Annotated in this window: 24 protein-coding genes and 1 riboswitch; of the genes, 17 read left to right on the forward strand and 7 right to left on the reverse strand. The window is 38.8% G+C overall.

Translation table 11 applies throughout. The features are described from left to right. Positions 1-48: 48 nt before the first annotated feature. The 9 genes from IGL80_RS00865 to truA all read left to right on the forward strand — a co-directional run bounded on the left by IGL80_RS00865 (position 49) and on the right by truA (position 7,557). Positions 49-987 (forward strand): DNA-directed RNA polymerase subunit alpha, encoded by a 939-nt coding sequence (locus IGL80_RS00865; protein WP_002356227.1) that lies wholly within the window; start codon positions 49-51, stop codon positions 985-987. A 73-nt stretch (positions 988-1,060) separates the two neighbouring features. After that, positions 1,061-1,444, forward strand: a complete 384-nt coding sequence (gene rplQ / locus IGL80_RS00870; RefSeq protein WP_002356228.1) for a 50S ribosomal protein L17 — start codon at positions 1,061-1,063, stop codon at positions 1,442-1,444. A gap of 45 nt (positions 1,445-1,489) precedes the next feature. Further along, complete coding sequence (locus IGL80_RS00875; RefSeq protein ID WP_002387511.1) at positions 1,490-1,702, forward strand: hypothetical protein; 213 nt, start codon at positions 1,490-1,492, stop codon at positions 1,700-1,702. Positions 1,703-1,718: 16 nt separating this feature from the next. Continuing rightward, a complete protein-coding gene (locus tag IGL80_RS00880; RefSeq protein WP_002359351.1) occupies positions 1,719-2,918 on the forward strand; it encodes a DUF819 family protein in 1,200 nt (399 codons plus the stop codon). A 15-nt stretch (positions 2,919-2,933) separates the two neighbouring features. Beyond that, positions 2,934-4,109 carry a M20 family metallopeptidase gene (locus IGL80_RS00885; protein ID WP_002359353.1) on the forward strand — a complete coding sequence of 392 codons (1,176 nt, stop codon included), beginning with the start codon at positions 2,934-2,936 and terminating at the stop codon, positions 4,107-4,109. A gap of 201 nt (positions 4,110-4,310) precedes the next feature. Next, complete coding sequence (locus IGL80_RS00890) at positions 4,311-5,150, forward strand: energy-coupling factor ABC transporter ATP-binding protein (protein ID WP_002359354.1); 840 nt, start codon at positions 4,311-4,313, stop codon at positions 5,148-5,150. Beyond that, on the forward strand, positions 5,126-5,995 hold the full coding sequence (locus IGL80_RS00895) for an energy-coupling factor ABC transporter ATP-binding protein (protein ID WP_002381364.1): 870 nt from the start codon (positions 5,126-5,128) through the stop codon (positions 5,993-5,995). Before IGL80_RS00890 ends, IGL80_RS00895 begins: the two co-directional genes overlap by 25 nt. After that, on the forward strand, positions 5,992-6,789 hold the full coding sequence (locus IGL80_RS00900; RefSeq protein ID WP_002373841.1) for an energy-coupling factor transporter transmembrane component T family protein: 798 nt from the start codon (positions 5,992-5,994) through the stop codon (positions 6,787-6,789). The genes IGL80_RS00895 and IGL80_RS00900 overlap by 4 nt, the downstream gene beginning before the upstream one ends. Before the next feature lie 18 nt (positions 6,790-6,807). Continuing rightward, positions 6,808-7,557, forward strand: a complete 750-nt coding sequence (gene truA, locus IGL80_RS00905) for a tRNA pseudouridine(38-40) synthase TruA (RefSeq protein WP_002356237.1) — start codon at positions 6,808-6,810, stop codon at positions 7,555-7,557. 50 nt (positions 7,558-7,607) lie between these two features. Here the strand turns inward: truA and IGL80_RS00910 are convergent, their stop codons facing one another. From IGL80_RS00910 to IGL80_RS00920, 3 genes are all read right to left on the reverse strand, one after another. Further along, on the reverse strand, positions 7,608-7,919 hold the full coding sequence (locus IGL80_RS00910) for a heavy metal-binding domain-containing protein (protein ID WP_002381365.1): 312 nt from the start codon (positions 7,917-7,919) through the stop codon (positions 7,608-7,610). A gap of 132 nt (positions 7,920-8,051) precedes the next feature. Next, a complete protein-coding gene (gene brnQ, locus IGL80_RS00915) occupies positions 8,052-9,407 on the reverse strand; it encodes a branched-chain amino acid transport system II carrier protein (protein WP_002359357.1) in 1,356 nt (451 codons plus the stop codon). 90 nt (positions 9,408-9,497) lie between these two features. Further along, positions 9,498-9,989 carry a GNAT family N-acetyltransferase gene (locus IGL80_RS00920; RefSeq protein ID WP_002359358.1) on the reverse strand — a complete coding sequence of 164 codons (492 nt, stop codon included), beginning with the start codon at positions 9,987-9,989 and terminating at the stop codon, positions 9,498-9,500. A gap of 173 nt (positions 9,990-10,162) precedes the next feature. Between IGL80_RS00920 and IGL80_RS00925 the strand changes: the two genes are divergently transcribed. Further along, on the forward strand, positions 10,163-10,747 hold the full coding sequence (locus IGL80_RS00925; RefSeq protein ID WP_002404411.1) for a TIGR00730 family Rossman fold protein: 585 nt from the start codon (positions 10,163-10,165) through the stop codon (positions 10,745-10,747). A 44-nt stretch (positions 10,748-10,791) separates the two neighbouring features. On the opposite strand, the gene IGL80_RS00930 is transcribed toward IGL80_RS00925, so the two are convergent. The 3 genes from IGL80_RS00930 to IGL80_RS00940 all read right to left on the reverse strand — a co-directional run bounded on the left by IGL80_RS00930 (position 10,792) and on the right by IGL80_RS00940 (position 13,982). Further along, a complete protein-coding gene (locus IGL80_RS00930) occupies positions 10,792-11,532 on the reverse strand; it encodes an amino acid ABC transporter ATP-binding protein (protein WP_002356242.1) in 741 nt (246 codons plus the stop codon). An 11-nt stretch (positions 11,533-11,543) separates the two neighbouring features. Next, the gene (locus IGL80_RS00935; RefSeq protein WP_002388748.1) at positions 11,544-13,127 is read right to left on the reverse strand and encodes an ABC transporter permease subunit; all 1,584 of its coding nucleotides are present in this window, start codon (positions 13,125-13,127) and stop codon (positions 11,544-11,546) included. Between the two features lie 194 nt (positions 13,128-13,321). Next, a riboswitch (Lysine riboswitch) is annotated at positions 13,322-13,496 on the reverse strand. Positions 13,497-13,685: 189 nt separating this feature from the next. Beyond that, entirely contained in the window at positions 13,686-13,982 is a 297-nt protein-coding gene (locus IGL80_RS00940) for a hypothetical protein (RefSeq protein WP_002356244.1), read from the reverse strand. A gap of 172 nt (positions 13,983-14,154) precedes the next feature. On the opposite strand from IGL80_RS00940, the gene IGL80_RS00945 reads away from it, so the two are divergent. From IGL80_RS00945 to IGL80_RS00965, 5 genes are all read left to right on the forward strand, one after another. Then, a complete protein-coding gene (locus IGL80_RS00945; RefSeq protein WP_002381369.1) occupies positions 14,155-14,868 on the forward strand; it encodes an NAD-dependent protein deacylase in 714 nt (237 codons plus the stop codon). A gap of 4 nt (positions 14,869-14,872) precedes the next feature. Continuing rightward, entirely contained in the window at positions 14,873-15,718 is an 846-nt protein-coding gene (locus IGL80_RS00950; protein WP_002363448.1) for a chorismate mutase, read from the forward strand. 10 nt (positions 15,719-15,728) lie between these two features. Continuing rightward, the gene (locus IGL80_RS00955) at positions 15,729-16,241 is read left to right on the forward strand and encodes a transcription repressor NadR (RefSeq protein WP_002356248.1); all 513 of its coding nucleotides are present in this window, start codon (positions 15,729-15,731) and stop codon (positions 16,239-16,241) included. 228 nt (positions 16,242-16,469) lie between these two features. Then, complete coding sequence (locus tag IGL80_RS00960; RefSeq protein ID WP_002359362.1) at positions 16,470-17,981, forward strand: glucosaminidase domain-containing protein; 1,512 nt, start codon at positions 16,470-16,472, stop codon at positions 17,979-17,981. A 277-nt stretch (positions 17,982-18,258) separates the two neighbouring features. After that, positions 18,259-19,749 (forward strand): aldehyde dehydrogenase family protein, encoded by a 1,491-nt coding sequence (locus IGL80_RS00965; RefSeq protein ID WP_002359363.1) that lies wholly within the window; start codon positions 18,259-18,261, stop codon positions 19,747-19,749. A 226-nt stretch (positions 19,750-19,975) separates the two neighbouring features. On the opposite strand, the gene IGL80_RS00970 is transcribed toward IGL80_RS00965, so the two are convergent. Next, the gene (locus IGL80_RS00970; RefSeq protein WP_002356251.1) at positions 19,976-20,959 is read right to left on the reverse strand and encodes an L-lactate dehydrogenase; all 984 of its coding nucleotides are present in this window, start codon (positions 20,957-20,959) and stop codon (positions 19,976-19,978) included. Positions 20,960-21,294: 335 nt separating this feature from the next. Here IGL80_RS00970 and pth point away from each other — a divergent pair, with 335 nt between their 5' ends. Both pth and mfd read left to right on the forward strand, forming a co-directional pair. Beyond that, a complete protein-coding gene (pth, locus tag IGL80_RS00975; protein ID WP_002359364.1) occupies positions 21,295-21,861 on the forward strand; it encodes an aminoacyl-tRNA hydrolase in 567 nt (188 codons plus the stop codon). A 19-nt stretch (positions 21,862-21,880) separates the two neighbouring features. After that, positions 21,881-25,420, forward strand: coding sequence for a transcription-repair coupling factor (gene mfd, locus IGL80_RS00980; RefSeq protein ID WP_002359366.1), 3,540 nt, complete (start codon positions 21,881-21,883; stop codon positions 25,418-25,420). Positions 25,421-25,423 lie beyond the last annotated feature (3 nt).

The following is a 25,423-nucleotide window of genomic DNA, read 5'->3' on the forward strand; positions in this document are numbered from 1 at the left end:
ACGTCATTGAACAAGACACTTTTCGTTTTGAAAGGGGTATAGATAAGAATGATTGAATTTGAAAAACCAAGAATCGAAAAAATTGATGAAAATAGAGATTATGGTAAGTTCGTCGTTGAACCATTAGAACGCGGTTACGGAACTACTTTAGGTAACTCTCTACGTCGTATTTTATTGTCTTCTTTACCAGGAGCTGCAATTACGAATATTCAAATCGATGGTGTTTTACACGAATTCTCAACCATTCCAGGTGTACGAGAAGACGTAACACAAATTATTTTGAATATTAAAGGCTTAGCATTGAAATTATATGCTGAAGAAGAGAAAACCCTTGAGATCGATATTACAGGACCCGCTACCGTGACTGCCGGCGATATTATCGTGGACAGTGATGTTGAGATCCTAAATAAAGATTTAGTTATCTGTAGTGTTGCTGAAGGAGCTACTTTCCATGCTCGCTTAACAGTGAAACCTGGTCGTGGCTATGTTCAAGCAGACGAAAACAAAAAAGAAGATATGCCAATCGGTGTACTTCCAGTTGATTCCATCTACACACCCGTTCGTCGTGTTAACTACCAAGTAGAAAATACACGTGTTGGTCGTCGTGATGATTTCGACAAATTAACAATGGAAATATGGACAGATGGTTCAATCATTCCTCAAGAAGCACTAAGTTTAGCTGCGAAAATCATGACTGAGCATTTAGATATCTTTGTAAACCTTACTGACGAAGCGAAAAACGCTGAAATCATGGTGGAAAAAGAAGAAACTCAAAAAGAGAAAATGCTAGAAATGACGATTGAAGAACTTGATTTATCAGTTCGTTCATATAACTGTTTAAAACGTGCAGGCATTAATACTGTACAAGAACTTACAAACAAATCTGAACCAGAAATGATCAAAGTACGTAATTTAGGTCGTAAATCTCTTGAAGAAGTAAAACTTAAATTGCATGATCTAGGATTAGGATTACGTAAGGACGATTAAGACTTTTACGAAGTTTCCAGTCCTGCTTAACAGCAGTGGCTCGTGAGAACAGAAACGAAGGAGGGAACCCAACGTGAGTTACCGTAAATTAGGACGCACATCAAGCCAACGTAAAGCTATGCTACGTGATATTACAACTGATTTAATCATCAACGAACGCATCGTAACTACTGAAGCTCGTGCGAAAGAAGTACGTTCAACTGTAGAAAAAATGATTACTTTAGGTAAACGTGGAGATCTTCATGCACGTCGTCAAGCAGCTACTTTCGTTCGTAATGAAGTTGCTAGTGTTCGTGAAGAAGATGAGTCTATCGTTGTTGAATCAGCTTTACAAAAGCTATTTAACGATTTAGGACCTCGTTTCGCGGAACGCCAAGGTGGTTACACTCGTATCTTGAAGACAGAACCAAGACGCGGCGATGCAGCACCAATGGTAGTTATCGAATTTGTTAAATAATTAATAAACCGATCACTTTATAGATGTTTCTTTTAGAGTGTTATGATGTTGGAGGCGACTCCGAGTCTAGCTCTGCTTTCCCTGCTAAAGATGGCTTTAGCAGGGGAGCACTCATCATATAAAGGTGATTTTTTTTTGCTTTGGGAAAACGCTGTTTTCTCAAAGCTTTTTTGTTTCTTAAAAGCATTGCAGAAGCTTTTCCGGTTTGTTATACTGATTATTAATTGGAATTTTCAGATAATTAAGCATCTGAGTTAGTAGAAGGGGGAATTATATGTCGCAAATGTTTGCTTTTTCGTTGCTGATGGTTATTTTATACATTGGTGATGTAGTTTCTATCAAAACAAAAGCTTGGATTCCATCTGTTTTTGTTTGTGGTGTTTTATTTATTCTTGGTTATTGGACTATTTTTCCACAAAATATTGTGGAAGTGGCAGGGATTCCTACAGTGGTTGCCACTTTATTAATGTATCTGTTGATTACTAATATGGGCACTCTGCTCTCTGTTAAAGAATTGGTTAATCAATGGAAAACGATTGTGATTGCTTTGTCAGGTATTCTGGGCATTATTGCCTTGTTATTAGCTGTAGGGACTTTTGTTTTTGACTTAAAAACAGTTTTAGTTGCAATCCCGCCGTTAGTAGGAGGTTTAGTTTCTTCATTAGTAATGTCAGAAGCGGCTCAATCAGCTGGTTTAGCCTCACTTTCAGTTTTGGCAATTTTAATTTATGTCATTCAAGGGTTTGCAGGTTATCCCTTAACTTCAATTGTTCTAAAAAAAGAAGGAAAGCGGAAGCTTCAAGAATATCGAGCAGGGACATGGCAGCCGGTTCATGAACAAGAGGGGCAAGAAACAGGAGCAGAACCAGATGTGCCTAAACTATTTGAAAAAGTACCCAAACGATATCATACAGATTATTCACGAATTTTACGTTTAGCCTTAGTTGCCACACTCGCTTATTATGTTTCTGTGTGGACGGCACCGTTTGTGACGATTAGTCCTTTTGTGCTGTGTTTATGTTTTGGTGTGGTTGCAACGTCTTTAGGCTTTTTAGAAAAGCAACCATTACAGAAAGCAAATAGCTTTGGTTTTGCGATTTTAGGGTTAATGCTTTTTGTCTTTGATGGCTTAAAACAAGCCACACCTGAAATGTTGATGGATTTATTTTTACCAATGATTGGGATTATTGTGATTGGTGTTATCGGGATGTACATCTTTTCAGCAATTGTTGGTCGTGTATTAGGTGTGAGTAAAGAGATGGCATTCGCAGTTTCATTGACAGCTTTATATGGCTTTCCAGCCGATTATATTATTACGAATGAAGTGATTCAATCATTGACAGAAGATGAACAAGAACAGGCGGCTTTAACGAGCCATTTAATGCCACCGATGTTAGTGGCAGGTTTCGTAACAGTCACTATTGTTTCGGTTATTTTAGCGGGTATTTTTTCAAGTATTTTATTAAGTTTGTAGAAACGGGGCGTAAGTATGAAAAAAATCAAAGCACTAGTCAAGCAGCATGCACAAGAAATGATTGCTTTTCGACGGGATTTACACCAACATCCAGAATTACAATTTGAAGAATTTCGAACGACAGAAAAAGTCGCGGCAGTTCTTGATCAATTAGGAATTACTTATCGCAAAACAGAACCGACGGGTTTAATTGCTGAAATTGTGGGCGGCAAACCAGGCCGAGTGGTTGCGCTGCGGGCTGATATGGATGCCTTACCTGTACAGGAATTAAATGAAGATTTAGCTTATAAATCTTTAGAAGCTGGCAAGATGCATGCATGTGGGCATGATTCCCATACCGCGATGTTAGTAACAGCGGCTAAAGTATTAAAAGAAATCCAGGAAGAACTTCAGGGAACAGTAAGGTTAATTTTTCAACCATCTGAAGAAAATGCGCAAGGTGCTAAAGCAATGGTTGCGCAAGGCGCAATGACCGGTGTTGATGATGTATTTGGCTTACATATCTGGTCACAAATGCCTGTAGGAACCGCTTCGTGTCGAGTGGGCTCAAGTTTCGCATCCGCAGATATTTTTTCTGTTGATTTTAAAGGACGTGGTGGCCATGGTGCCATGCCAAACGCTTGTATTGATGCGGCAGTCATAGCTTCTTCTTTTGTGATGAATCTGCAAACGATTGTTTCTCGGGAGACAGATCCTTTAGATCCAGTAGTTGTCACGATTGGACGGATGGATGTGGGGACCCGTTTTAATGTGATTGCTGAGAATGCACGTTTAGAAGGAACGGTTCGTTGCTTTAGTGTAGCAACGCGTAATCGAGTAGAACAGGCGCTGCAACGCTATGCGGAACAAACAGCCGCTATTTACGGTGGGACGGCTTCGTTAGATTATCAATATGGAACGTTGCCAGTGATTAATGATGAGCAGGATGCCTTGTTTGCCCAAACACTAATTAAGGAAAATTTTGGTGAAGCGGCCTTAAGACAAGAAGAGCCGACAACCGGTGGTGAAGACTTCAGTTATTATACTGAACATGCTTCTGGTTGTTTTGCCTTAGTGGGAAGTGGTAATCCAGAGAAAGATACGGAATGGGCACATCACCATGGTCGTTTTAATATTGATGAAGATGCGATGGCAATGGGTGCTGAGTTATATGCCCAATATGCGTTTGAATATTTGAAGACACATTTTTAAAAGAAAATCAGTAACTTCTTGTTTTATGAGAACAAGAAGTTATTTTTATGAAAAATAGACCTGTCAAGACAGATAAGAGCTCCCATAATGACCGTTCTTTTGGTATAATAAAAAATAGTGTGAAGAATCAGAACAGATGATTGAAAAAACGCTACTTTTTTGGTAGTGTTAGAAAGAATAAATAGATTGAGGGAGTACGCGATGCAACCAATCATTGAACTAAATAATATCCAATTTAATTATCAACCAGAAGATGCTTCTCCCGCTTTAAAAGATGTGTCTTTTTCCATTCAACAAGGCGAATGGGTCGCTATTATTGGCCATAATGGTTCTGGTAAATCAACGTTAGCCAAAACGATCAATGGGCTGTTACTGCCAGCTGCTGGGACTATCAAAGTTGGCGGCAAAGAATTAAATGAAGCAAACGTCTGGGATATCCGGCGTATGGTAGGAATGGTTTTTCAAAATCCAGATAACCAATTTGTCGGTTCAACAGTCGAAGACGATGTGGCTTTTGGTTTAGAAAATCAAGGTATTCCGCGTGATGAAATGGTCGAACGTGTTCACGATGCATTAGAACGGGTTCGTATGTTAGATTTTGCCAAGCGAGAACCTGCTCGGCTATCTGGCGGCCAAAAACAACGAGTAGCTATCGCTGGTGTGGTTGCTTTGCGACCAGATATTATTATTTTAGACGAAGCGACAAGTATGTTAGATCCAGAAGGTCGTGCAGAAGTAATTGCTACCATTCAAAAGATTAAAGAAGAAAGCAATTTAACAGTTATTTCTATTACCCACGATATTGATGAAGCGGCTAATGCGAATCGTATTTTAGTGATGCGCCAAGGACAATTGACAAACGAGGGAACACCAGAAAAGATTTTTTCTGCAGGAGAAGCGCTTGTTGAAATGGGCTTGGATTTACCGTTTCCTGAAAAATTAAAAGTAGCTTTGAAAGAGCGTGGCGTTGTTGTGCCAACGAATTATTTAACAGAAGAAGGGATGGTGGATTGGTTATGGACATCCGTTTTAAACAAGTAGATTTTACTTACCAACCCAATACTCCTTTTGAGCAACGGGCATTATTCGATATTAATTTAACGATTCAAGACGGCTCTTATACAGCGATTGTCGGACATACTGGCAGTGGCAAATCAACGTTATTACAACATTTGAATGCTTTGGTGAAACCAACTAAAGGCCAAGTGACAATTGGAGAGCGTGTAATTACGCCAGAAACTGATAATAAGAATTTAAAACCAATTCGTAAAAAAGTTGGGATCGTTTTTCAATTTCCAGAAGCACAATTGTTTGAAGAAACAGTGGAGCGAGACATCGCTTTCGGACCGAAAAACTTTGGTGTTTCAGACGAAGAAGCGAAAAAATTAGCTAAGAAAATGCTTGATTTAGTCGGCTTAGATGAAAAATACTTACAACATTCTCCGTTTGAGTTATCAGGTGGTCAAATGCGCCGTGTCGCAATTGCTGGTGTGCTAGCGATGGAACCAGAAGTTTTAGTATTAGACGAACCGACTGCTGGTTTGGATCCTAAGGGTCGTAAAGAAATGATGGAGATGTTTAGTCGTCTGCATAAGGAACATAATATGACCATCGTTTTAGTGACACATTTGATGGATGATGTGGCTAATTACGCAGATCATGTGATTGTTTTAGAAAAAGGACAAATCGTCCGAGCGGGAGCACCACAAGAAGTGTTTCAAGAGACACAATGGTTGAAAGAAAAACAATTAGGCGTGCCAACTGCAGCCGAATTTGCTGAAAAATTAGTGGCAAAAGGCTTTTCTTTTGAGCAATTACCATTAACGGCCGATCAATTAGCCGATCAGCTTCTGAAAAAAATGCAGGAAGCAGGTGAGGCAAAATGATGAATAAATTGATTTTTGGGCGCTATATTCCAGGTGATTCTTTTATCCATCGTTTAGATCCGCGCGCAAAATTATTAGCTAGTTTTTATTTTATTGGAATTATCTTTTTAGCAAATAATTGGCAGAGTTATGTTTTAATAGCAGCCTTTACTGCTTTTGCTATTTCATTATCAAAAATCAGCGCCCGCTTCTTTATCCGCGGTGTTCGGCCATTATTATGGCTAATTCTGTTTACTGTGGCTCTTCAAACCTTGTTTACACAAGGGGGGGAAGTGTACTTTCAGTGGGGAATTATTTCCATTACCCAGTTTGGTGTGACGAATGGGCTGTTTATTTTCTGTCGTTTTGTTTTAATTATTTTCATGTCAACGTTATTAACTTTAACGACGGCACCATTAGAGTTATCAGATGCGATTGAATATTTGTTACGCCCACTTCGTGTGGTGAAATTTCCAGTTCATGAAGTTTCATTGATGTTATCAATTGCCTTACGTTTTGTCCCAACATTAATGGATGAAACGGAAAAGATTATGAATGCCCAACGTGCCCGTGGTGTTGATTTTGGTGAAGGAAACTTACTTCAAAAAATGAAAGCTATTGTTCCACTTTTGATTCCGCTTTTCGTAAGTAGTTTTAATCGTGCGGAAGACTTAGCGACTGCCATGGAAGCAAGAGGTTATCAAGGTGGCGAAGGACGGACAAAATACCGCATTCTTCATTGGCACCTACGAGATACAATAGTAATGTTTGGCTTTGTCTTGTTAACCATTGGCTTATTTGTATTAAGAACTTAGAAAAGGTGAAGAAAAATTATGCCCCGCTATAAAGCAATCATTGCCTATGATGGCACTCATTTTCATGGCTTTCAAAAGCAGCCTAATGAGCGTACCGTTCAAGAAGAAATAGAAAAAACGTTAGCACGCATGAATAACGGACACTCCGTGACGGTTTTTGGTTCAGGACGAACAGATGCAGGTGTTCATGCAATGGGCCAAGTGATTCACTTTGATTATCCGCAGGAACGTCCGTTGGAAAAAATGCGCTTTGCGTTAGACACACAAACACCAGAAGACATTGCTGTGCGCAGCGTGGAACGTGTTTCAGAAGACTTTCATGCACGTTATCACGTGATCGAAAAAACCTATCAATTTAAAGTGGATATTGGCAAACCGCGAAGTCCATTTCGACGTTTTTATGCTAGTTATTTTCCGTATCCCATTGATCTCGAAAAAATCCAACAAGCTTTGCCTGATTTATTAGGTACCCATGATTTTACCTCTTTCTGTGCCTCAGGAAGTTCAGTAGAAGATAAAGTCCGAACCATTCATGAAGCCAGTGTTCATGTCAATGAAACGGGGGATGAATTAACATTCACTTTTCGGGGCGATGGTTTCTTGTACAAAATGATTCGGATTTTAGTTGGTACGCTATTGAAAATCGGCAATGGGCGGCTGGAACCAACCGCGATTCCAGCAATTATCGCAGCCAAAGATCGAAATTTAGCAGGTCCGACTGCTCATCCAGAAGGATTGTATTTAGCAGAAGTGAAATATGAAAACTAAAAAGACGCAGACCTTACAAGAAAAGGTCTGCGTCTTTTTAGTTGCAAAATTTAGATGTATTTAACAGCTGTTCCGTAAGCCACGACAGATTGCATGTCTGTGCCAATTGTGCCAGAATCAAAACGCATCATCACAACGGCATCTGCACCTAATTTAGAGGCTTCTGCTTTTAAACGTTCGATTGCTTGGTCGCGTGCTTCTCGTTGCATATCAGTGTAACCTTTGATTTCACCGCCAACTACGCTTTTTAGTCCAGCACCTAAATCTTTAAACATATTTTTAGAACGTGTGGTTAACCCGAAAACTTCTCCAATAATTTCATATTCTTGACCGCTAATTCTCTCGGTTGTTGTAACTAACATGGGCAATTTCCTCCAGTACTTGTTGGTAACTTCAATTTACCATAGTCAAGAGTTTGGTACAACGAATATACATAAAAACGACACTAGAAAAGATGCGCTTCCGCATTTTTTCTAGTGTCGTTTTGGTAAGAATTAATCAAGAATAGGATCTTTTTTAGAAATCATGACCCAAGCCCAACTAATTAGAAAAGCAACCGTTGCTGGAACGACCCAGCCCATACCAATAGTGAACAATGGTAAGTATTGGCCGGCTTTTTCTAAAAGCGTTGTTACAAACGCCGTATCTTTGATAAAGGCAGGCGCGCTATTTAATGCATCTAAAACAGCAGCAATCAATGTGATATAGGTCGTTGCTTGATAGACTTCCCGTCGATGTTTGAAAATAGGACTGATGATTACCAAAAGCATTAAAGTAATCGCCAATGGATAAAGGAACATCAAGACTGGAACGGCAAATTGAATGATGTTGGTTAAGCCGACATTTGCAAAAATAGCTGGTAAAATAACAACAATTGCCAAGAATTTTTGATAGGAAACTTTCGGAAACATTTCTTCAAAAGTCTCAGAAAAGGCTGTGCTTAAGCCGATACCGGTTTTTAAACAAGCAAGAACTACGATAAAAGCCAGTAAAATACTCCCTGGTAGGCCTAAATAGTAATTGGCAATTTGGGCTAAGGCAATCCCGCCGTTTTCACTGATTGGAAAAGCCCCGATACTCATTGTTCCCATATAAGCAAGTAAGGTATAGATAATCCCCATCAATACAACACTGAAAGCACCTGATTTAATCATTCCTTTAGCGATATCTCCTGGTTTTTCGACGCCCATATTTCGTAAAGTGGAAACGACAACAATCCCAAAAGCTAATGAAGCTAAAGCATCCAGCGTATTATAACCTTCTGTAAATCCTTTAAAGAAAGGACTTGAAATATAATTTTCACCAACAGCGGCACTGGCCACATGACCTAATGGTTTTACAAAGGCTAAAACAATCAAAATTCCTAGCAATGCTAAAAATAACGGATTTAAAAATTTACCCACATAATCTAAGATTTTACTTGGCTTTCTAGAGAAGAGCCAAACAGCTAAGAAAAATAATGCGGAAAAACCAGCAAGAACCAGCCATTGCAAGTCTTTCGGAACAAATGGTGCAAGACCAATCTCAAAAGAAGTAGTTGCTAACCTTGGTAAAGCAAAGAAAGGACCAATCGTTAAATATAAGAGTAAGGTAAAAATAAGAGCATAACGACGATTAATCCGAGAAGCTAAGTCAAAAACACCTGAACTTTTAGAAACACCCATAGCAATGACACCAAGAAAAGGTAAGCCAATTCCAGTGGCTAAGAAGCCCAAGTTTGCTAAAAAGACGGAAGCCCCCGCTTCTTGTCCCATATGTACAGGGAAAATTAAATTTCCAGCACCGAAAAACAAACCGAATAACATTGAACCAACGTATAGATAATCACGCCAAACTAACTTTTTTTGCATAGATTCACACTCCTTAATATTGTCTTATTATTTAAAATAACAGAAGAAGAAACAGAGAGCAACCAGTTTTTATAGAAAACATTGGTTTTCTTATTTTTCTATGAAATAAGCATACTGATAATCATCACAATAGTGTCCATTTATATAAAATTCTTCTTTAAAATGTGCTTCCTGCACAAAACCATGTTTTTCATAGAATCGAATGGCTTCTTGATTGGTAGCCATTACTCGCAAACTCAGCTTATGAATCCCGCTTATCTCAGCCATATCTTTGATATACGACAACAAAGAACCACCAATCCCTTGATCTTGGAAATCTGGCGAAACGCCAATACTTAGTAGCCATTGCTTTTGATGAGCTGCTAACGAAGTGGGCGGATGGACTTCAATAAATCCAGCAAGTTGTTGTCCGCTGATGGCAACGAAAATCGTTTCATCCTTCATTTTTTCCTGATATGCCGCAAGCGAGAGTGGTTGTATCTCGGCAGGGGTATTCTTTTTTGTCCAAATGATTTGATCCAAGGCATGTAATGCGGGCCAATCGGCTTCGGCAACTAAGCGAATAGTGAGTGAGGTAGACAAGATAATAGGGCTCCTTTTTCTGAAATTTTAAAATATAAAAAGACTATAGCATTTATTGTCTGAAAATTCAAATACTTTTAAAACGAAAAGAAAAATGGCTGCACCTTTTCGAGAAAATCAAAATATGCTACCATAGCTACCAGAGGATAGATGGTAAAAAAGAATCTATCTAAATGGAGGGTATGTTTGTGAAAAAAATGGCAGTATATTGTGGCGCCAGTCTGGGGAATGAGCCAATCTATCAGCAAGCTGCAGTAGCGTTAGCCGCTTGGATGAAAGAAAATCATTATGATCTAGTTTATGGCGGTGGCAATGTTGGTCTAATGGGTACGGTGGCTGACACGCTTTTAGCAGAAGGTGGAGAGGTAATTGGTGTCATCCCCACTTTTTTAATGGAACGAGAGATTGCACATAATGGCATTACAAAGATGCATACAGTCAGTGATATGCATGCGCGTAAGAAAAAGATGATTGAATTGGCAGATGTGTATTTAGCTTTACCCGGTGGTCCCGGCACGCTAGAAGAAATTAGCGAGGTGATCTCTTGGGGCCGAGTCGGTGAACATATGAACCCTTGTATTTTATACAACGTGAATGGTTACTATGATTTATTAGCTGCTTTTTTTGATAAAATGGTAGAAACTAATTTCTTAACAGCGGCGGATCGAGCTAAAATTTTCATTTCAGATTCCTTAGAAGAAATTGGTGCATTTATTGATTCCTATGAACCGCCAATGATTCGTCAATACAAAAAATAACAAAAGAGGCAGTCACTCTAATCAGAATGACTGCCTCTTTTTTACTAGTTTTTCGTTAAAATCCGATGTAAGAACTCTTTTGTCCGAGCTTCTTTTGGATGGACAAAAATATCTTCAGCGGTCCCTTCTTCGGCAATGACACCTTTATCCATGAAAATAACACGATCGGATACGTCCCGCGCAAATTCCATTTCATGTGTTACAATCACCATTGTTAGCCCTGTATGGGCAAGATTTTTCATCGTTTTTAGCACTTCGCCAACCATTTCAGGATCCAATGCAGAAGTTGGTTCATCGAAAAGTAAAACATCTGGATCCATTGATAATGCTCGAGCAATGGCTACCCGTTGCTTTTGTCCACCAGATAATTGAGCAGGTTTGGCATCAATAAAACGAGCCATGCCAACTTTTTCTAAATTTTCTAAGGCAATTTTTTTGGCTTCTTCTTTGTTTCTTTTTAGGACAGTCATCTGACCAGAAGTACAGTTTTCTAAGACATTCATGTTATTAAATAAATTGAATGATTGGAAAACCATGCCTAAATGGGTCCGATATTTGGGCAAACTATAACCACGTTCTAAAACATTTTTACCATTATAGATGATTTTACCATCTGTTGGTTTTTCTAACAAATTAATACAACGTAATAACGTTGATTTACCAGAACCAGAAGAACCGATAATGGTGACAACTTCTCCTTTATTGACGTTCATATTGATATCTTTTAATACTTCGTTTTCGCCAAAGCTTTTTCGTAAATGTTCAATTTCAATAATTGCACTCATCTGTTTGCCTCCTAGCTTTCTTTTCCTTCTTCAGTTAATTCTTCTACTTTAACGTAAGCAGAAGGGCCATCCATTTTACGTTCCACAACACGTAAGATTCGTGTGATCACAAAAGTCATTACCAAGTACATGATGCCGACAATTGTAAAGGTTTGGAAGAACTGGAAGTTTGCGCCAGAAGCAGCATTCCCTTGGAAGAATAAATCTGCAACACCGATAACACTTAACACGGCCGTATCTTTGATATTAATGACAAATTCATTCCCTGTTGCAGGTAAAATATTACGTAATACTTGGGGAATAACGACTTTACGCATTGTTTGTCCATGGGTCATCCCAATCGCTTGTGCTGCCTCGAATTGTCCTTTATCTACTGCGAAAATACCTCCGCGAACAATTTCAGACATATAGGCACCAGTATTTACAGAAACGATAAATAGTGCGGCCACTGTTCGGTCTAAAGAGATGCCAAAAGCTAGAGCTAAACCATAGAAAATAACCATTGCTTGAACCATCATTGGTGTACCACGGAAAACTTCAATATAAATAGAAAGAATTAAATTTCCTAATTTTTGGAAGAAACGAGCGACTGGGTTTTCAGAATCTGGAATTGTACGGAAGACACCAATTAGTAAACCAAGGGTTGTTCCGACGACCGTCCCAATTAACGCGATAAATAGCGTTAAACCAGCACCACGTAAAAACATGTCGCCATATTGATTCCAAATATTTTTGAAATCGTTAATAAGTCCTGTTTTTTGTTCATCACTATCTGTTGCTGCAGGTTGATCCTTGATTGCTTGGTCCATAATTTTTGTCCGTTCATCTTGAGAAATACCTGCTAAAATTTTGTTTACTTTTTCAATGTCTGGATCGCCTTTACGCATGCCGACTGCTACTTGTGAGTCTTCAGCGCTAGCATCAAAGCCATTTTCTTTTGGAAATTCTAACATTTTTAATTCTTTATTGACACTAGTTGCTGTTATGCCTTCGGGGCGTTCACTAACATACCCATCAATCATGCCAGAAGCAAGTGCTGTTCGCATAGCTGAAAAGTTATCCATTGCTTGCTGTTTATTGACATTTGGAATTTGATCAATTAATCCGTAGTGGAATGTATTTAGTTGAGCTGTGATTTTAGCATCAGCTAAATCTTTCAAGTTTTTTGCATTAGCGTATTTGCCATCTTTTTTTACAATTACGACAAATTGTGATTCATAATAAGGGTTTGTAAAAGCAATTTCTTTTTTTCGTTCAGCGGTTGGGCTCATTCCGGCGATAATGGCATCAATTTTTCCAGATTGTAAGGCGGGCGCCAAGCCATCCCATTTGGTTTGGACGATTACTAATTTACGACCTAAACCATCGGCAATTTTTTTAGAAATTTGAACATCATAGCCGCCTGCATAAGAGTTGCCTTGAATAGGCACTGCGCCATGTGCGTCATTTTTCTGTGACCAGTTAAAAGGGGCGTAGCCAGCTTCCATGCCGACACGAAATTCACCATTTTCCTCCGCCGAAGCGTTGGTTGTCATGCCAAGTAACGAAAATAGCGTGACAAGTAGTAGACTGAATGAAAAAACTTTTTTGTTCATCTTTTTCTCTCCTTTAAATTTCTTGTTTGATTGATCGTTTTGTCTTTTTTCAATCAACAAGCTTTGATAATCAGCTGAGCAAAAGCGATTCTGTCTTTTTAAAGGAGAATACTTCTGTCACAACCTATTTTTGAATACAAAAAAACAACCAAACAGATGTAAGGTTGCTAGGTAATGTCGAAAAAAATTCCTCAACGAAACATAGCACAACTTAGCATCACTACTAAGACAGTCCGCAAGCTCTTAACTTACGTCCCAACACACAACAGAAGAGGCTCCGTTATGCATTTCGGCGATTGATCCTAAACTTGCTTCCCAGTGTCCTCTCACTCCACAAGCGTAATAAAAACCGCGACCTCTACCTCTTTTTTGAGGCACTATTCAGTTATTAAATTCAGTTATTAATTTTAGGATAAATCCAGAAGAAAGTCAATATGTTCCAGCAAAGGAATTTATCAAGAGGACACAAACACCATGAAATTAGCGTAACATTTTCCCTACGAAATAGAAACTAATACGAAAAAAGCAACCATTCCTAAAGGAACAGTTGCTTTTTACTTAAGCTTTGACAGCTTTTGGTTCACGACCTAAAATAGCTTGAAGAACAGTCAATACACCTAAAGAAGCTAAAATTGTATAAATTAGACTTGAGTAAGTTAAGATACCGAAATCCCAAGTTTTGTAAACTAATAAAACAATTGCTAAGGCGATAATAGCGATAACGTTGAAGAACGCAAAAGCCCAAAGATTTCCGTTTTCTTTACGAGAAAGATAAAAAACAGAGAACCAAATGCTTAAAACGCCCCAAGCGATGCAGGCAATAATTGCAGCCCAATAAATAATAAATGCGACCATTGTTGTTTCACCTCACTTTTACTCATGCATATTTTACCACGAGTTGAGAAATTTGTCACAAACTCTTTCAAGATAAATCAATATATAGGTAAGAAGTTTTCAAAAAGTGGAAAAACTTTTGGTGCTAATGTTAAAATACGTTATAATATAGAAGATTAGGAGCTGAATCGATATGCAAGATATCACGCAAGCCGAGGCAATTCATTGGTTGGCAACCCAACAAAAAATCACATTTTTAACAGGTGCGGGTATCTCGACAGCCTCAGGTGTGCCAGATTATCGTTCCTTAAAAGGTGTCTATCAAGGAATCCAGCAACCGGAATACTTATTGAGCCGGACTTGCTTAAAAACAGAGCCAGAAAAGTTTTATCAATTCGTTAAAACGCTCTATCATCCAGACGCACAACCTAATATCATTCACCAGAAAATGGCCCAATTAGAGCAAATGAAACGGGGAAAAATTGTTTCACAAAATATTGATGGGCTTCATCGAAAAGCAGGTAGCCAAGAAGTGGTGGACTTTCATGGTAATTTATATGAATGTTATTGCCAAACTTGTGGTGCAACGGTTCCTTGGCAAGACTATTTGCTTAGTGATCGGCACGCTGATTGTCATGGACAAATCCGTCCAGCTATTACTTTGTATGAAGAAGGACTATCCGAAGAGGCAATTGAAAAAGCCATTCAGGCCGTTGCTTCTGCCGACTTAATCGTGATTGTCGGCACGAGTTTTCAAGTGCATCCATTTTGCGATTTGATTCATTATAAACAACCAACGGCAACTATTTTAGCCATTAATCAAACGCCGCTATTTTTACAACAACCTTATTATTTTTTAGAAGCGAAAGCCGAAACGATATTTGCAGAATTAACGATAAAGGAGTAACGGAATGGAAGAATTTAAATCAGAAAAAGAAAAAATGATCGCAGGTGCACTATATTTTGCCTCAGATCCTGAATTAGTGGCTGATCGCAAAAAAGCCCGTGAACAAATGGCGTTAATTAACCAACAACCAGACACTTATATTCGTCGTCAATTAATAGAAGAAACGTTTGGAAAAGTGGGTGTCGGGACGTACATCGAACCGATGATTCAATTTGATTATGGCTACAACATTTCTGTGGGAAAAAATTTCTATGCCAATTTTAATAACGTTTTTTTAGATGTTTGTCCAATCGAAATTGGCGATAACTGTATGTTTGGACCCAATGTGCAACTTTATACAGCCGAGCATCCATTACAAGCGGCCAAGCGTAATAGCGGAATGGAATCAGGGAAACGAATTATCATTGGCAACAATGTTTGGATTGGCGGTGGAGCGATTGTCCTTCCTGGCGTAACATTAGGCGATAATGTAGTGGTGGCAGCAGGTGCTGTTGTGACCAAATCGTTTCCAGAAAACTGTGTGATCGCAGGTAATCCAGCACGGATAATTAAAGAATTGACTGAAGATGACGCCCCAACAACTTCTTTAGAACAACAACGAGCAAAGATTAACCAAATCGATAAGGAACTGGTCCGTTTATTAGAACAGCGGATGGACGTCGTCGCAGAGATTGCTGCAGTGAAAAAGAAAGCAGGTCATGCGGTTTTTGATTCTGAAAGAGAACAACAAGTATTAGAAACTATTCTGAATCATGTTGAAAATGCCGAGTATGAAGAAACATTATCTGAGACTTTCCAGGGAATTATGGACGCCTCTAAACGTTTCCAAGAAAAACATTTAGGAGAGTGAGGCGAAGGTCGTGGATGGAGAAATCAGAAGAAGAGAGATTGTTAAAAGATTAAGAGAGACCGAAAAGCCAATTAGTGCCACTCGTTTTGCAAAAGCTTTTGATGTCAGCAGACAAATTATTGTAGGAGATGTCGCTCTATTACGGGCGACAGGGGTCGAAATTGTCGCAACAGCTCGAGGGTATATGTTGGAACAACCTTTAGAAGGAATTGAACGGAAAATTGCTTGTCAACATACACCTGAACAAACGAGAGAAGAATTGTCAGTCATTGTTGCCAAAGGTGGAGAAGTGGTAGATGTGAGTATTGCACATCCGCTTTATGGGGAATTAATCGGCAGTTTGCGCATTCAATCAGAGAAAGATATTGATAAATTTATGGACAAGTATCAAAAAGAGCATGCTACATTACTATCAGTTTTAACAGGAGGCGTCCATCTGCATACTATTCGCTGTGCAGACGAAGAAACTTTCCAAGAAATCAAAGAGGCACTTCGAAAAAAAAGTATTTTGTTTGAAGGATAACGAGAAAAAGAGAGGACGTTGATGTTTGTTCAAGCCCTTTCTTTTTTTTCTTAGAAAATTACCAAAAAAAGATAGAAGAATTTGTGAATTTTCTTCTATTTTTTTAACTTTTTGCTAGAAATTTTTTATGAAACAGTATACTATTAAAAAAGGAGCCATTTAAACAATAACTATGTCAATTATATATGTTGGTACATAAAAATAAATGGAGAAAAATAAAAAAGGAGAATGAGTATGAAAAAACAATTTGCCCTGTTCTCTACCTTATTACTTTTAGGTTCATCAATGCCAGTAGGTGCATTTGCAGAAGGTAATAACTTGGTAGCTGAAAATAGTTCTGTTGCAGAAACAACCGCAGAAGCAACAACTGCTGAAGCCACTGAAACGACAGCGACTAGTGAAACAACAGAAGCGACAGAAGAATCAACAACTGAAACAGAAAGTTCAACCGAACCAAGTGAATCTACAACCACGGAGTCCACGGAAACGTCAGGAACCGAAACGACAGATTCCACAACGGATTCAACATCCACAAGTACGACAGAATCGACTACTGACTCCACCTCAACGAGTACAACAGAGTCAACCACAGATTCTACGTCAACAAGTACAACTGAATCAAGTACCACGCCGACGACTACACCAAGTTCTTCTAAAGAACAGCCAAAACCTGGCACGAGTACTTCTGAATCAAAACAGCCGGCGAAACCAGTGACACCAACAGCGCCAGCTGAAAAACCAGTAGAACAACCAGCAGCGTCAACACCGCAGCCTGAAATAGTCCCACCAGTTACAAATGAAACGGTTGGGTTAGTGGAAGACGATGAGACGTTTACGGTCAGCAAAACGAAGAAGACAGAAGAGTTTATTCAAGAAATCGGTGAATCTGCTCGGAAAGTGGCCAAGGACAAAAACTTATATGCTAGTGTGATGATTGCTCAAGCAATTTTAGAAAGTGGCAGCGGCAATAGTAAATTAAGCCAGAAACCAAACTACAATTTGTTTGGTATTAAAGGCGATTACAAAGGTCAATCTGTTTCTTTTATTACCTATGAAGACAATGGTTTCGGTAACCTATACACAGTAGAAGCAAAATTCCGTCAATATCCAACGTATAAAGAATCAATGGAAGATTATGCGAAATTATTGAAAAATGGTTTAGATTCCAATAAAGATTTCTATCATGGTGTCTGGAAAACGGAAGCCAAATCATACAAAGAAGCGACACGTTTCCTAACAGGAAAATATGCAACGGACAAAGATTACCATAAGAAATTAAATGCGTTAATTAAAACATACGATTTAACTTATTATGATAAAGAAAAAGCAACCGTTGAACCAATGGAATCAAATTTCCCAGCCTATAATGGCAAAAACTATGACACCTTTAATAGTTATGCTTGGGGCAACTGTACACAATATGTCTACAACCGTATTACGCAATTAGGTAAACGTGTGGACTTAACAATGGGGAATGGTCAAGATTGGGGCGAAACAGGTCGTGCACGCGGGTACAAAGTAAGTCGTACACCAAAAGCAGGCGCAGCGGTTTCCTTCCCAGCTGGCGTTTTAGGCGCAGACAATACTTATGGTCATGTCGCATTTGTGGAAAAAGTCTTTAAAGATGGTAGCATCTTAATTTCTGAAATGAACGTGAAGGGATTAAACGTTGTTTCGACACGTACAATCTCAGCTGATGAAACACATTTAATGAACTATATCGTTCCAAAAGATAAATAAAAAAATCAGCTCTTTGTCAATAAGAACGGATGAGTTGTAAAAAGCAAAGTTGGAACTGAAGAATCAATTTTAATTCTTCAGTTTCAGCTTTTTTTTGTGGCAAAAAGTCTCTCCAATAAAGTTTAATACATTCAGATATTGCCAGGAGGCTTCAGGTCGGGATGAGTTAGCAACAGTCGCTGATAGCTATATTTTTTTTAGGTAGAATCATTTACTTTTAGGTGAAAGATGTCTTATAATTGTAAGCGGATACGAAAATAAAAAAAGAGGTGGGTAAATGAGTAAAAAAGAAATAAATCAAGTAGTTGCCAGTAGCTATCAATTGTATATTAATGGAGAGTGGACAACAGGTAGTGGTAACAAAATGATTGCTAGTTACAATCCTAGTAATGGTGAAAAATTAGCAGAATTTGTAGATGCCACAAATGCAGATGTGGATCGAGCTGTAGAAGCAGCCCAAGAAGCGTTTCAGACATGGAAAGATGTTGACGTTGTAACAAGAAGCAATCTTTTATTGAAAATTGCTGATTTGATTGAAGAAAATCAAGAACATTTGGCTATGGTGGAGACTTTAGATAATGGAAAACCGCTTCGGGAAACGCAATCGATTGATGTCCCTGCCAGTGCAGACCATTTTCGGTATTTTGCTAGTGTGATTCGTGGAGAAGAAGGGTCTGTCAAAGAATTTGATAAGGATACGTTATCCATTGTTGTGAAAGAACCCATTGGTGTTGTGGGTCAAATTATTCCGTGGAATTTCCCCTTATTAATGGGTGTTTGGAAATTAGCGCCAGCGTTGGCAGCAGGTAATACGGTTGTGATTCATCCGTCCTCGAGCACATCATTAAGTCTGTTGGAATTGTTTAAGATTTTTGATCAAGTCTTGCCGAAAGGAGTAGTGAATTTAATCACCGGTCGTGGTTCTGATTCAGGAAATTATATGTTGGCACATCCAGGGTTTGATAAGCTAGCTTTTACAGGCTCAACAGAGGTGGGGTACACTGTCGCTAAAGCGGCGGCCGACCGCCTAATTCCAGCCACTTTAGAACTTGGCGGAAAATCAGCCAACATTATTTTTGAAGATGCCAATTGGGAACGTGCATTAGAAGGCGTGCAGTTAGGGATTTTATTCAATCAAGGGCAAGTTTGTTGTGCTGGGTCTCGTGTGTTCGTTCAGTCAGGTATTTATGATCAATTTGTAGAAGCTTTAAAGGAAAAGTTTGAACAAGTGAACGTTGGTTTCCCGTGGGAAAAAGATGTTGAAATGGGCGCTCAGATCAATGAGCATCAATTGGAAGAAATTTTAAAATATGTCGAAATTGGTGTGAAGGAAGGAGCTACGCTGATTACTGGTGGGCAACGTTTAACAGAAAATGGGCTAGACAAGGGGGCGTTTTTAGCACCTACGTTATTAGCGAATGGTACGAATACAATGTGTGTGGCCCAAGAAGAAATCTTTGGTCCTGTTGCAACAGTGATTAAATTTGAAACGGAAGAAGAAGTCATTCGTTTAGCTAATGATTCTGAATATGGTCTAGGTGGTGCGGTCTTTTCTCAAGATATCAATGTGGCATTACGGGTTGCTCGTGGTGTACGGACAGGTCGGATGTGGGTCAACACATACAATCAATTGCCTGCGGGCGCGCCATTTGGCGGTTATAAAAAATCAGGAATTGGTCGAGAAACGCATAAATCAATGCTAGATGCTTATACGCAAATGAAAAATATTTACATTGTGACAAAAGAAGAAGCAGATGGACTGTATTAAGTAGTGTAGTGAATTTTAGATAACAAACTTATTTTTGGTTATTGTTATTTTTCGAGCTAAACAAAACAATAATTTTTTTTAAAAGTTGAGTGATGAGTAAAGTAAAACAGATTAAAAGTAAAGCCTGGTGCAAAAATCACTTTGGATTTTTGTACCAGGCTTTAAAGCGGAGTAACAATAGTGTTCACTCTTGGTTGTTTTTAATTTTCGACTATTATAGAAGGAGTTATTTTGCTTCTTCTGCTTCAAATTTAGCAAAAGCTGTTTCAATAACTTCTTTTAATGCAGAAGCAGAAGCTTCCATTTTTTCTTGCTCAGCATCTGTTAATGGAATTTCAATGACTTGTTTAACGCCTTGGCGGTTGATGATCGCTGGTGCACCGATATAAATATCGTTTTGACCATATTCACCTTCTAAATAAACAGATAATGGTAACACAGAGTTTTCATCGTTTAGGATAGCTTTAGTGATACGCGCTAGTGCAACCGCGATTCCATAGAAAGTAGCTCCTTTTTTCTCGATGATTGTGTAAGCAGCGTCGCGTACGTTGAAGAATAAATTAACCATTGCTTCTTCATCGACGTCAGGATTATTTTTCACCCATTCGTAAATTTGTAAGCCAGCGACATTCGCATGTGACCAAACTGGGAATTCTGTATCTCCGTGTTCCCCTAAGATGTAGGCATGGACATTTCGTGCATCAACATCAACTAATTCGGCAATTGCTTGACGGAAACGAGCAGAATCTAGTGAAGTTCCTGAACCGATTACTCGTTCTTTCGGGAAGCCAGAGAATTTCCAAGTTGAATAAGTCAAAATATCAACTGGGTTTGCGGCAACTAAGAAGATACCGTTGAAACCAGAATCAACAATTGTTGTAACGATTTCTTTATTAATTTTCAAGTTTTTATGAACTAAGTCTAAACGAGTTTCGCCTGGTTTTTGAGGCGCACCAGCTGTTAAGACAACTAAGTCTGCATCATGGCAATCGTCATAAGTAGCAGCATAGATTTTTTTAGGAGAAGTAAATGCTAATGCGTGAGATAAGTCCAACGCGTCTCCTTCAGTTTTTGGTACATTAATATCAATAATCCCAACTTCTTGAGCAATATTCTGAGTTACTAAAGCAAAGGCATAGCTAGAACCTACGGCACCGTCCCCGACTAAAATTACTTTTTGGTGATCTTTATTCCCTGCGGCTGCAGTCATGTGTACCATTCCTTCCTCTACATTCTTTTTCGTGAGCAACGAGTTTTTATTTCCTGTTGCTAAAGTGATAGTAACATGGTTTGTAAAAAATGTCACGAACTTTGATTGTAAAAATGATACAGTTTTCAGACCTGTTTCAAAATGGTAGCTCTTACATGTGCGTAATTTCACTATCTTACGCATATTTAAATTTCTAAAAAATTTTTTTACATCTTTCTTAATCTTCAAAGACTGCGAGTTTTTTTATTTCTATGGTATAATGAATAAAACTGGGTAGCGCATACGCTTCCCAGCCATTTTGTGTTGGCAAGCTTATAATCCAAGGAGAATGAAAGATGAAAGTAATCGTAGGACTGGGAAATCCCGGTAGTAAATACAAAGAAACAAAACACAACATTGGCTTTATTACGCTAGATGAAATTGCGTATCGGCAAAATGTTTCGTTTAATAATAGTAATTTTGAAGCAGATATTGCAGAGTTTTTTATAGGGACTGAGAAAGTATTGTTAGTGAAACCATTAACATTTATGAATGAATCAGGTCGCTCTGTTGGTCCGTTGTTGACCTACTTTGGGGTAGATGAGGAAGACTTGATTGTTATTTATGATGACTTAGACTTAGAGGTCGGTAAAATTCGTTTACGGCAAAAAGGTAGTGCTGGCGGCCACAATGGGATAAAAAGTCTGATTGCCCATTTAGGAACAAATGTCTTTCCTAGAATTAAAATTGGCATTGGTCGGCCCTCAAAAAATGATACAGTTATCCACCATGTACTAAGTATTTTTCCCAAAGAAACACACGAAGAGATGTTACTTGCTGTAAAAAAAGCAGCCGATGCCGCTTTATATGCATGTGAAGGACATACGTTTGTTGAAACAATGAATCAATTTAATGGAAAATAGCAGAAAGGAGGGCCCTTGTTTGAATATTATCGAACGAATTAGCCAAACAGAAATTGCTAAATCATGGCGCAGTCAACTAATGACAACAGGAACGCGCCAACTAATTACTGGGTTATCAGGCTCTGCTAAAACATTACTGATGGCAGGCGCTTTACAAAAGACGCATCAAAAAATTGTTATTGCGGTTCCAAACCTATACTATGCCAATCAATTAGTAGATGATTTTTTAAATATTTTACCTTCAGAACAAGTTCATCTATTTCCAGTAGATGAAGTGTTATCCGCCGAAATGGCCTTTTCTTCACCAGAAGCGCGCGCAGATCGAGTGAGTGCGTTAAATTTCCTGATGACAGCGAATGCAGGAATCGTGGTCGTACCAGTAGCTGGACTACGAAAGTATTTGCCAACGAAAGAAACGTGGCAAAATGCGCAACTTCATTGGGAAATCGGGACAGAAGTAGAACCTGAAATCCTCGCGCAACGCTTAGTGTTAATGGGCTATGAACGCCAATCGATGGTCGGAAAGCCTGGCGAATTTAGTATTCGCGGAAGCATTGTTGATGTCTATCCGCTAAATGCCGAATACCCTGTTCGAGTGGAACTGTTTGATGTTGAAATTGACTCAATCCGTTATTTTGAAGCGGATACTCAACGCTCATTAGAAAATCTTGAAGAAGTAACGATTTCACCAATGACTGATTTAGTATTCTCAAAGGCAGATATGAATCATGGCATGACGAGGTTACAAGATGCTCTAGAAAAACGTTTAGCGACAGCTAAAGATCAAACGGAGACCGATTTTTTAGAAGAATATTTTGGTCAGTTGCTGTCTTCTTGGGAACAAGGGATTCCTACAGAAAATGCTCACTATTATACAGATTTTCTGTACCAACAAAAAACTACGCTGTTAGATTATTTACCAGAAAATAGTTTGCTTTTTGTGGATGATTATTCTCGTATGATGGAAACGGAGCGAGAAATCGCTAGAGAGGAAGCGGAATGGCAAACCCTGAAAATTGAAGAAATGCGCGTGTTTTCTGAACAAACTTTTGGCGTAGACTTTCATGATCAATTGCGAAAAACTGCACGAAATACGACCTTCTTTTCACTTTTTCAAAAAGGAATGGGGAATCTTCGTTTCCAAGAAGTCCATAATTTCCAATATCGTTCAATGCAACAATTCTTCGGTCAAATGCCGTTGCTAAAAGCGGAAGTGGACCGTTGGCAAAAGCAAAACCAAACGGTTGTTGTTTTTGTTCCTACGAAAGAACGGATTCAAAAAGTCGAAGAGCTATTTCAGGACTTTGACATACCTAGCGTAGTAAGCAATTGGGATCAGTTGTTAGATGGGCATGTCCAAATTGTCCAAGGGGCATTACAAACAGGGTTTGAATTACCTAAAAACAAGCTCGTGGCGATTACGGAAAAAGAAATTTTTCATACAACGACCAAAAAACGGGCACGTCGTCAAACAATCTCTAATGCGGAACGTTTGAAAAGTTATAGCGACTTAAAAACGGGCGATTATGTCGTTCATGCGAATCACGGGATTGGTAAATATATTGGTATGGAAACCTTAGAAGTTGATGGGGTCCATCAAGATTACATGACTATCTTGTACCAAAATGATGACAAGTTATTTATTCCAGTAACACAATTGAACTTGATTCAAAAGTTCGTTGCTTCCGAGTCTAAAACGCCGAAAATTAACAAGCTAGGCGGCAGTGAATGGACAAAAACCAAACGAAAAGTTGCTTCGAAAATTGAAGATATCGCGGATGATTTAATCTTACTTTATGCGACAAGAGAATCGGAAAAAGGCTATGCTTTTCCGCCAGATGATGCGTATCAAAAAGAATTTGAAGAGGCTTTTCCGTATTCTGAAACAGATGATCAATTACGTAGTGCTGCCGAAATTAAACACGACATGGAAAAATCTCGACCAATGGATCGTTTGTTAGTTGGCGATGTAGGGTTTGGTAAAACAGAAGTGGCTTTACGAGCGGCCTTCAAAGCTGTTAGCAACAATAAACAGGTTGCCTTCTTAGTGCCAACAACTATTTTAGCGCAACAACATTACGAAACGATTCAAGAGCGGTTTGAGGGCTTTCCTGTAGAAATTGGTTTATTAAGTCGTTTCCGCACGAAAAAACAGCAAAATGAAACAATTGAAAAAATTAAACATGGCCAAGTAGATATTGTGATTGGTACCCATCGTTTATTGTCGCAAGATATTAATTTTAGTGATTTAGGCTTGTTGATTATTGATGAGGAACAACGGTTTGGAGTGAAACATAAAGAACGACTAAAACAATTGCGTTCACAAGTGGATGTCTTGACGTTAACAGCAACGCCAATCCCAAGGACCCTTCATATGTCGATGTTAGGTGTCCGTGATTTATCTGTCATCGAAACCCCACCAGAGAATCGTTATCCGATCCAAACGTATGTCATGGAAAATAATCCTGGGGCGATTCGGGAAGCGATTGAGCGAGAAATGGCCCGAGATGGTCAAGTCTTTTATTTATACAATCGAGTAGATACGATTGAACGAAAAGTTGAAGAGTTACAAGCACTAGTTCCAGATGCACGAATTGCGTATGCACATGGTCAAATGACAGAAGTACAACTGGAGAATACTTTGTTTGATTTTATTGAAGGACAATATGATATATTAGTCACTACAACAATTATTGAAACAGGAGTAGATATTCCTAATGCTAATACCTTGTTTGTAGAAAATGCGGACTACATGGGCTTATCTACGTTGTATCAATTACGTGGTCGTGTGGGACGTAGCAATCGAGTGGCCTATGCTTATTTTATGTACGAACAGCAAAAAATCCTAAACGAAGTTAGCGAGAAACGTTTAGAAGCAATTAAAGACTTTACGGAATTAGGTTCTGGGTTCAAAATTGCGATGCGTGACCTTTCCATTCGAGGGGCCGGAAACCTTCTTGGTGCCCAACAACATGGCTTCATTGATTCGGTTGGGTTTGATATGTACTCACAGATGTTATCTGAGGCAGTTGCTCGTAAACAAGGGAAAAATATCCAAGACCAAAAAACGTCTGTTGAAATTGATTTGGGCATTGATGCTTATATTCCAGGAACGTACATTACAGACGAACGACAAAAAATTGAAATTTATAAACGGATTCGTCAATTAGAAAATATGGATATGTACGAAGAATTAGAAGCGGACTTGTTAGACCGCTTTGGAGAGTATCCTGACGAAGTGGCGCATTTATTAACCACTGGCCGTATCAAAATGGATGGCGACCGTGCCTTGTTAGAAAGTATTCGTAAACGCGATCAAAAAGTCAAGTTTGTGTTAAGTAAAATTGGCACAAAAACATACTCTGTGGAGCAGTTGTTTGAAGCGTTATCGGCAACCAGCTTAAAAGCGAATCTAGCAGTTGAGAAAGAACAAATGACTATTTCCTTGAAGTTGCCGAAAGATTGTAAAGAAGCTGTTTGGATTCAAGAAATTGCTGCTTTTACAACCGCATTGCGACAAGAAAAATACAAACATTCGCAAGAAACGGATTCCCTTTAAAAG

This window comes from Enterococcus sp. DIV2467a, assembly GCF_050532945.1.
GTDB lineage: Bacteria > Bacillota > Bacilli > Lactobacillales > Enterococcaceae > Enterococcus > Enterococcus faecalis.

What these genes read in the sequence shown, in the direction of transcription:
- IGL80_RS00910 (WP_002381365.1), bottom strand. Translation starts at nt 7,919, where the DNA reads ATGTTAGTTACAACAACCGAGAGAATTAGCGGTCAAGAATATGAAATT.
- IGL80_RS00940 (WP_002356244.1), bottom strand. Translation starts at nt 13,982, where the DNA reads ATGGTCGCATTTATTATTTATTGGGCTGCAATTATTGCCTGCATCGCT.
- IGL80_RS00890 (WP_002359354.1), top strand. Translation starts at nt 4,311, where the DNA reads ATGCAACCAATCATTGAACTAAATAATATCCAATTTAATTATCAACCA.
- brnQ (WP_002359357.1), bottom strand. Translation starts at nt 9,407, where the DNA reads ATGCAAAAAAAGTTAGTTTGGCGTGATTATCTATACGTTGGTTCAATG.
- truA (WP_002356237.1), top strand. Translation starts at nt 6,808, where the DNA reads ATGCCCCGCTATAAAGCAATCATTGCCTATGATGGCACTCATTTTCAT.
- IGL80_RS00885 (WP_002359353.1), top strand. Translation starts at nt 2,934, where the DNA reads ATGAAAAAAATCAAAGCACTAGTCAAGCAGCATGCACAAGAAATGATT.
- IGL80_RS00865 (WP_002356227.1), top strand. Translation starts at nt 49, where the DNA reads ATGATTGAATTTGAAAAACCAAGAATCGAAAAAATTGATGAAAATAGA.
- pth (WP_002359364.1), top strand. Translation starts at nt 21,295, where the DNA reads ATGAAAGTAATCGTAGGACTGGGAAATCCCGGTAGTAAATACAAAGAA.
- IGL80_RS00965 (WP_002359363.1), top strand. Translation starts at nt 18,259, where the DNA reads ATGAGTAAAAAAGAAATAAATCAAGTAGTTGCCAGTAGCTATCAATTG.
- IGL80_RS00925 (WP_002404411.1), top strand. Translation starts at nt 10,163, where the DNA reads ATGGAGGGTATGTTTGTGAAAAAAATGGCAGTATATTGTGGCGCCAGT.
- IGL80_RS00935 (WP_002388748.1), bottom strand. Translation starts at nt 13,127, where the DNA reads ATGAACAAAAAAGTTTTTTCATTCAGTCTACTACTTGTCACGCTATTT.
- IGL80_RS00945 (WP_002381369.1), top strand. Translation starts at nt 14,155, where the DNA reads ATGCAAGATATCACGCAAGCCGAGGCAATTCATTGGTTGGCAACCCAA.
- IGL80_RS00970 (WP_002356251.1), bottom strand. Translation starts at nt 20,959, where the DNA reads ATGACTGCAGCCGCAGGGAATAAAGATCACCAAAAAGTAATTTTAGTC.
- IGL80_RS00875 (WP_002387511.1), top strand. Translation starts at nt 1,490, where the DNA reads ATGTTGGAGGCGACTCCGAGTCTAGCTCTGCTTTCCCTGCTAAAGATG.
- IGL80_RS00895 (WP_002381364.1), top strand. Translation starts at nt 5,126, where the DNA reads ATGGACATCCGTTTTAAACAAGTAGATTTTACTTACCAACCCAATACT.
- IGL80_RS00950 (WP_002363448.1), top strand. Translation starts at nt 14,873, where the DNA reads ATGGAAGAATTTAAATCAGAAAAAGAAAAAATGATCGCAGGTGCACTA.
- IGL80_RS00880 (WP_002359351.1), top strand. Translation starts at nt 1,719, where the DNA reads ATGTCGCAAATGTTTGCTTTTTCGTTGCTGATGGTTATTTTATACATT.
- IGL80_RS00960 (WP_002359362.1), top strand. Translation starts at nt 16,470, where the DNA reads ATGAGTATGAAAAAACAATTTGCCCTGTTCTCTACCTTATTACTTTTA.
- IGL80_RS00930 (WP_002356242.1), bottom strand. Translation starts at nt 11,532, where the DNA reads ATGAGTGCAATTATTGAAATTGAACATTTACGAAAAAGCTTTGGCGAA.
- IGL80_RS00900 (WP_002373841.1), top strand. Translation starts at nt 5,992, where the DNA reads ATGATGAATAAATTGATTTTTGGGCGCTATATTCCAGGTGATTCTTTT.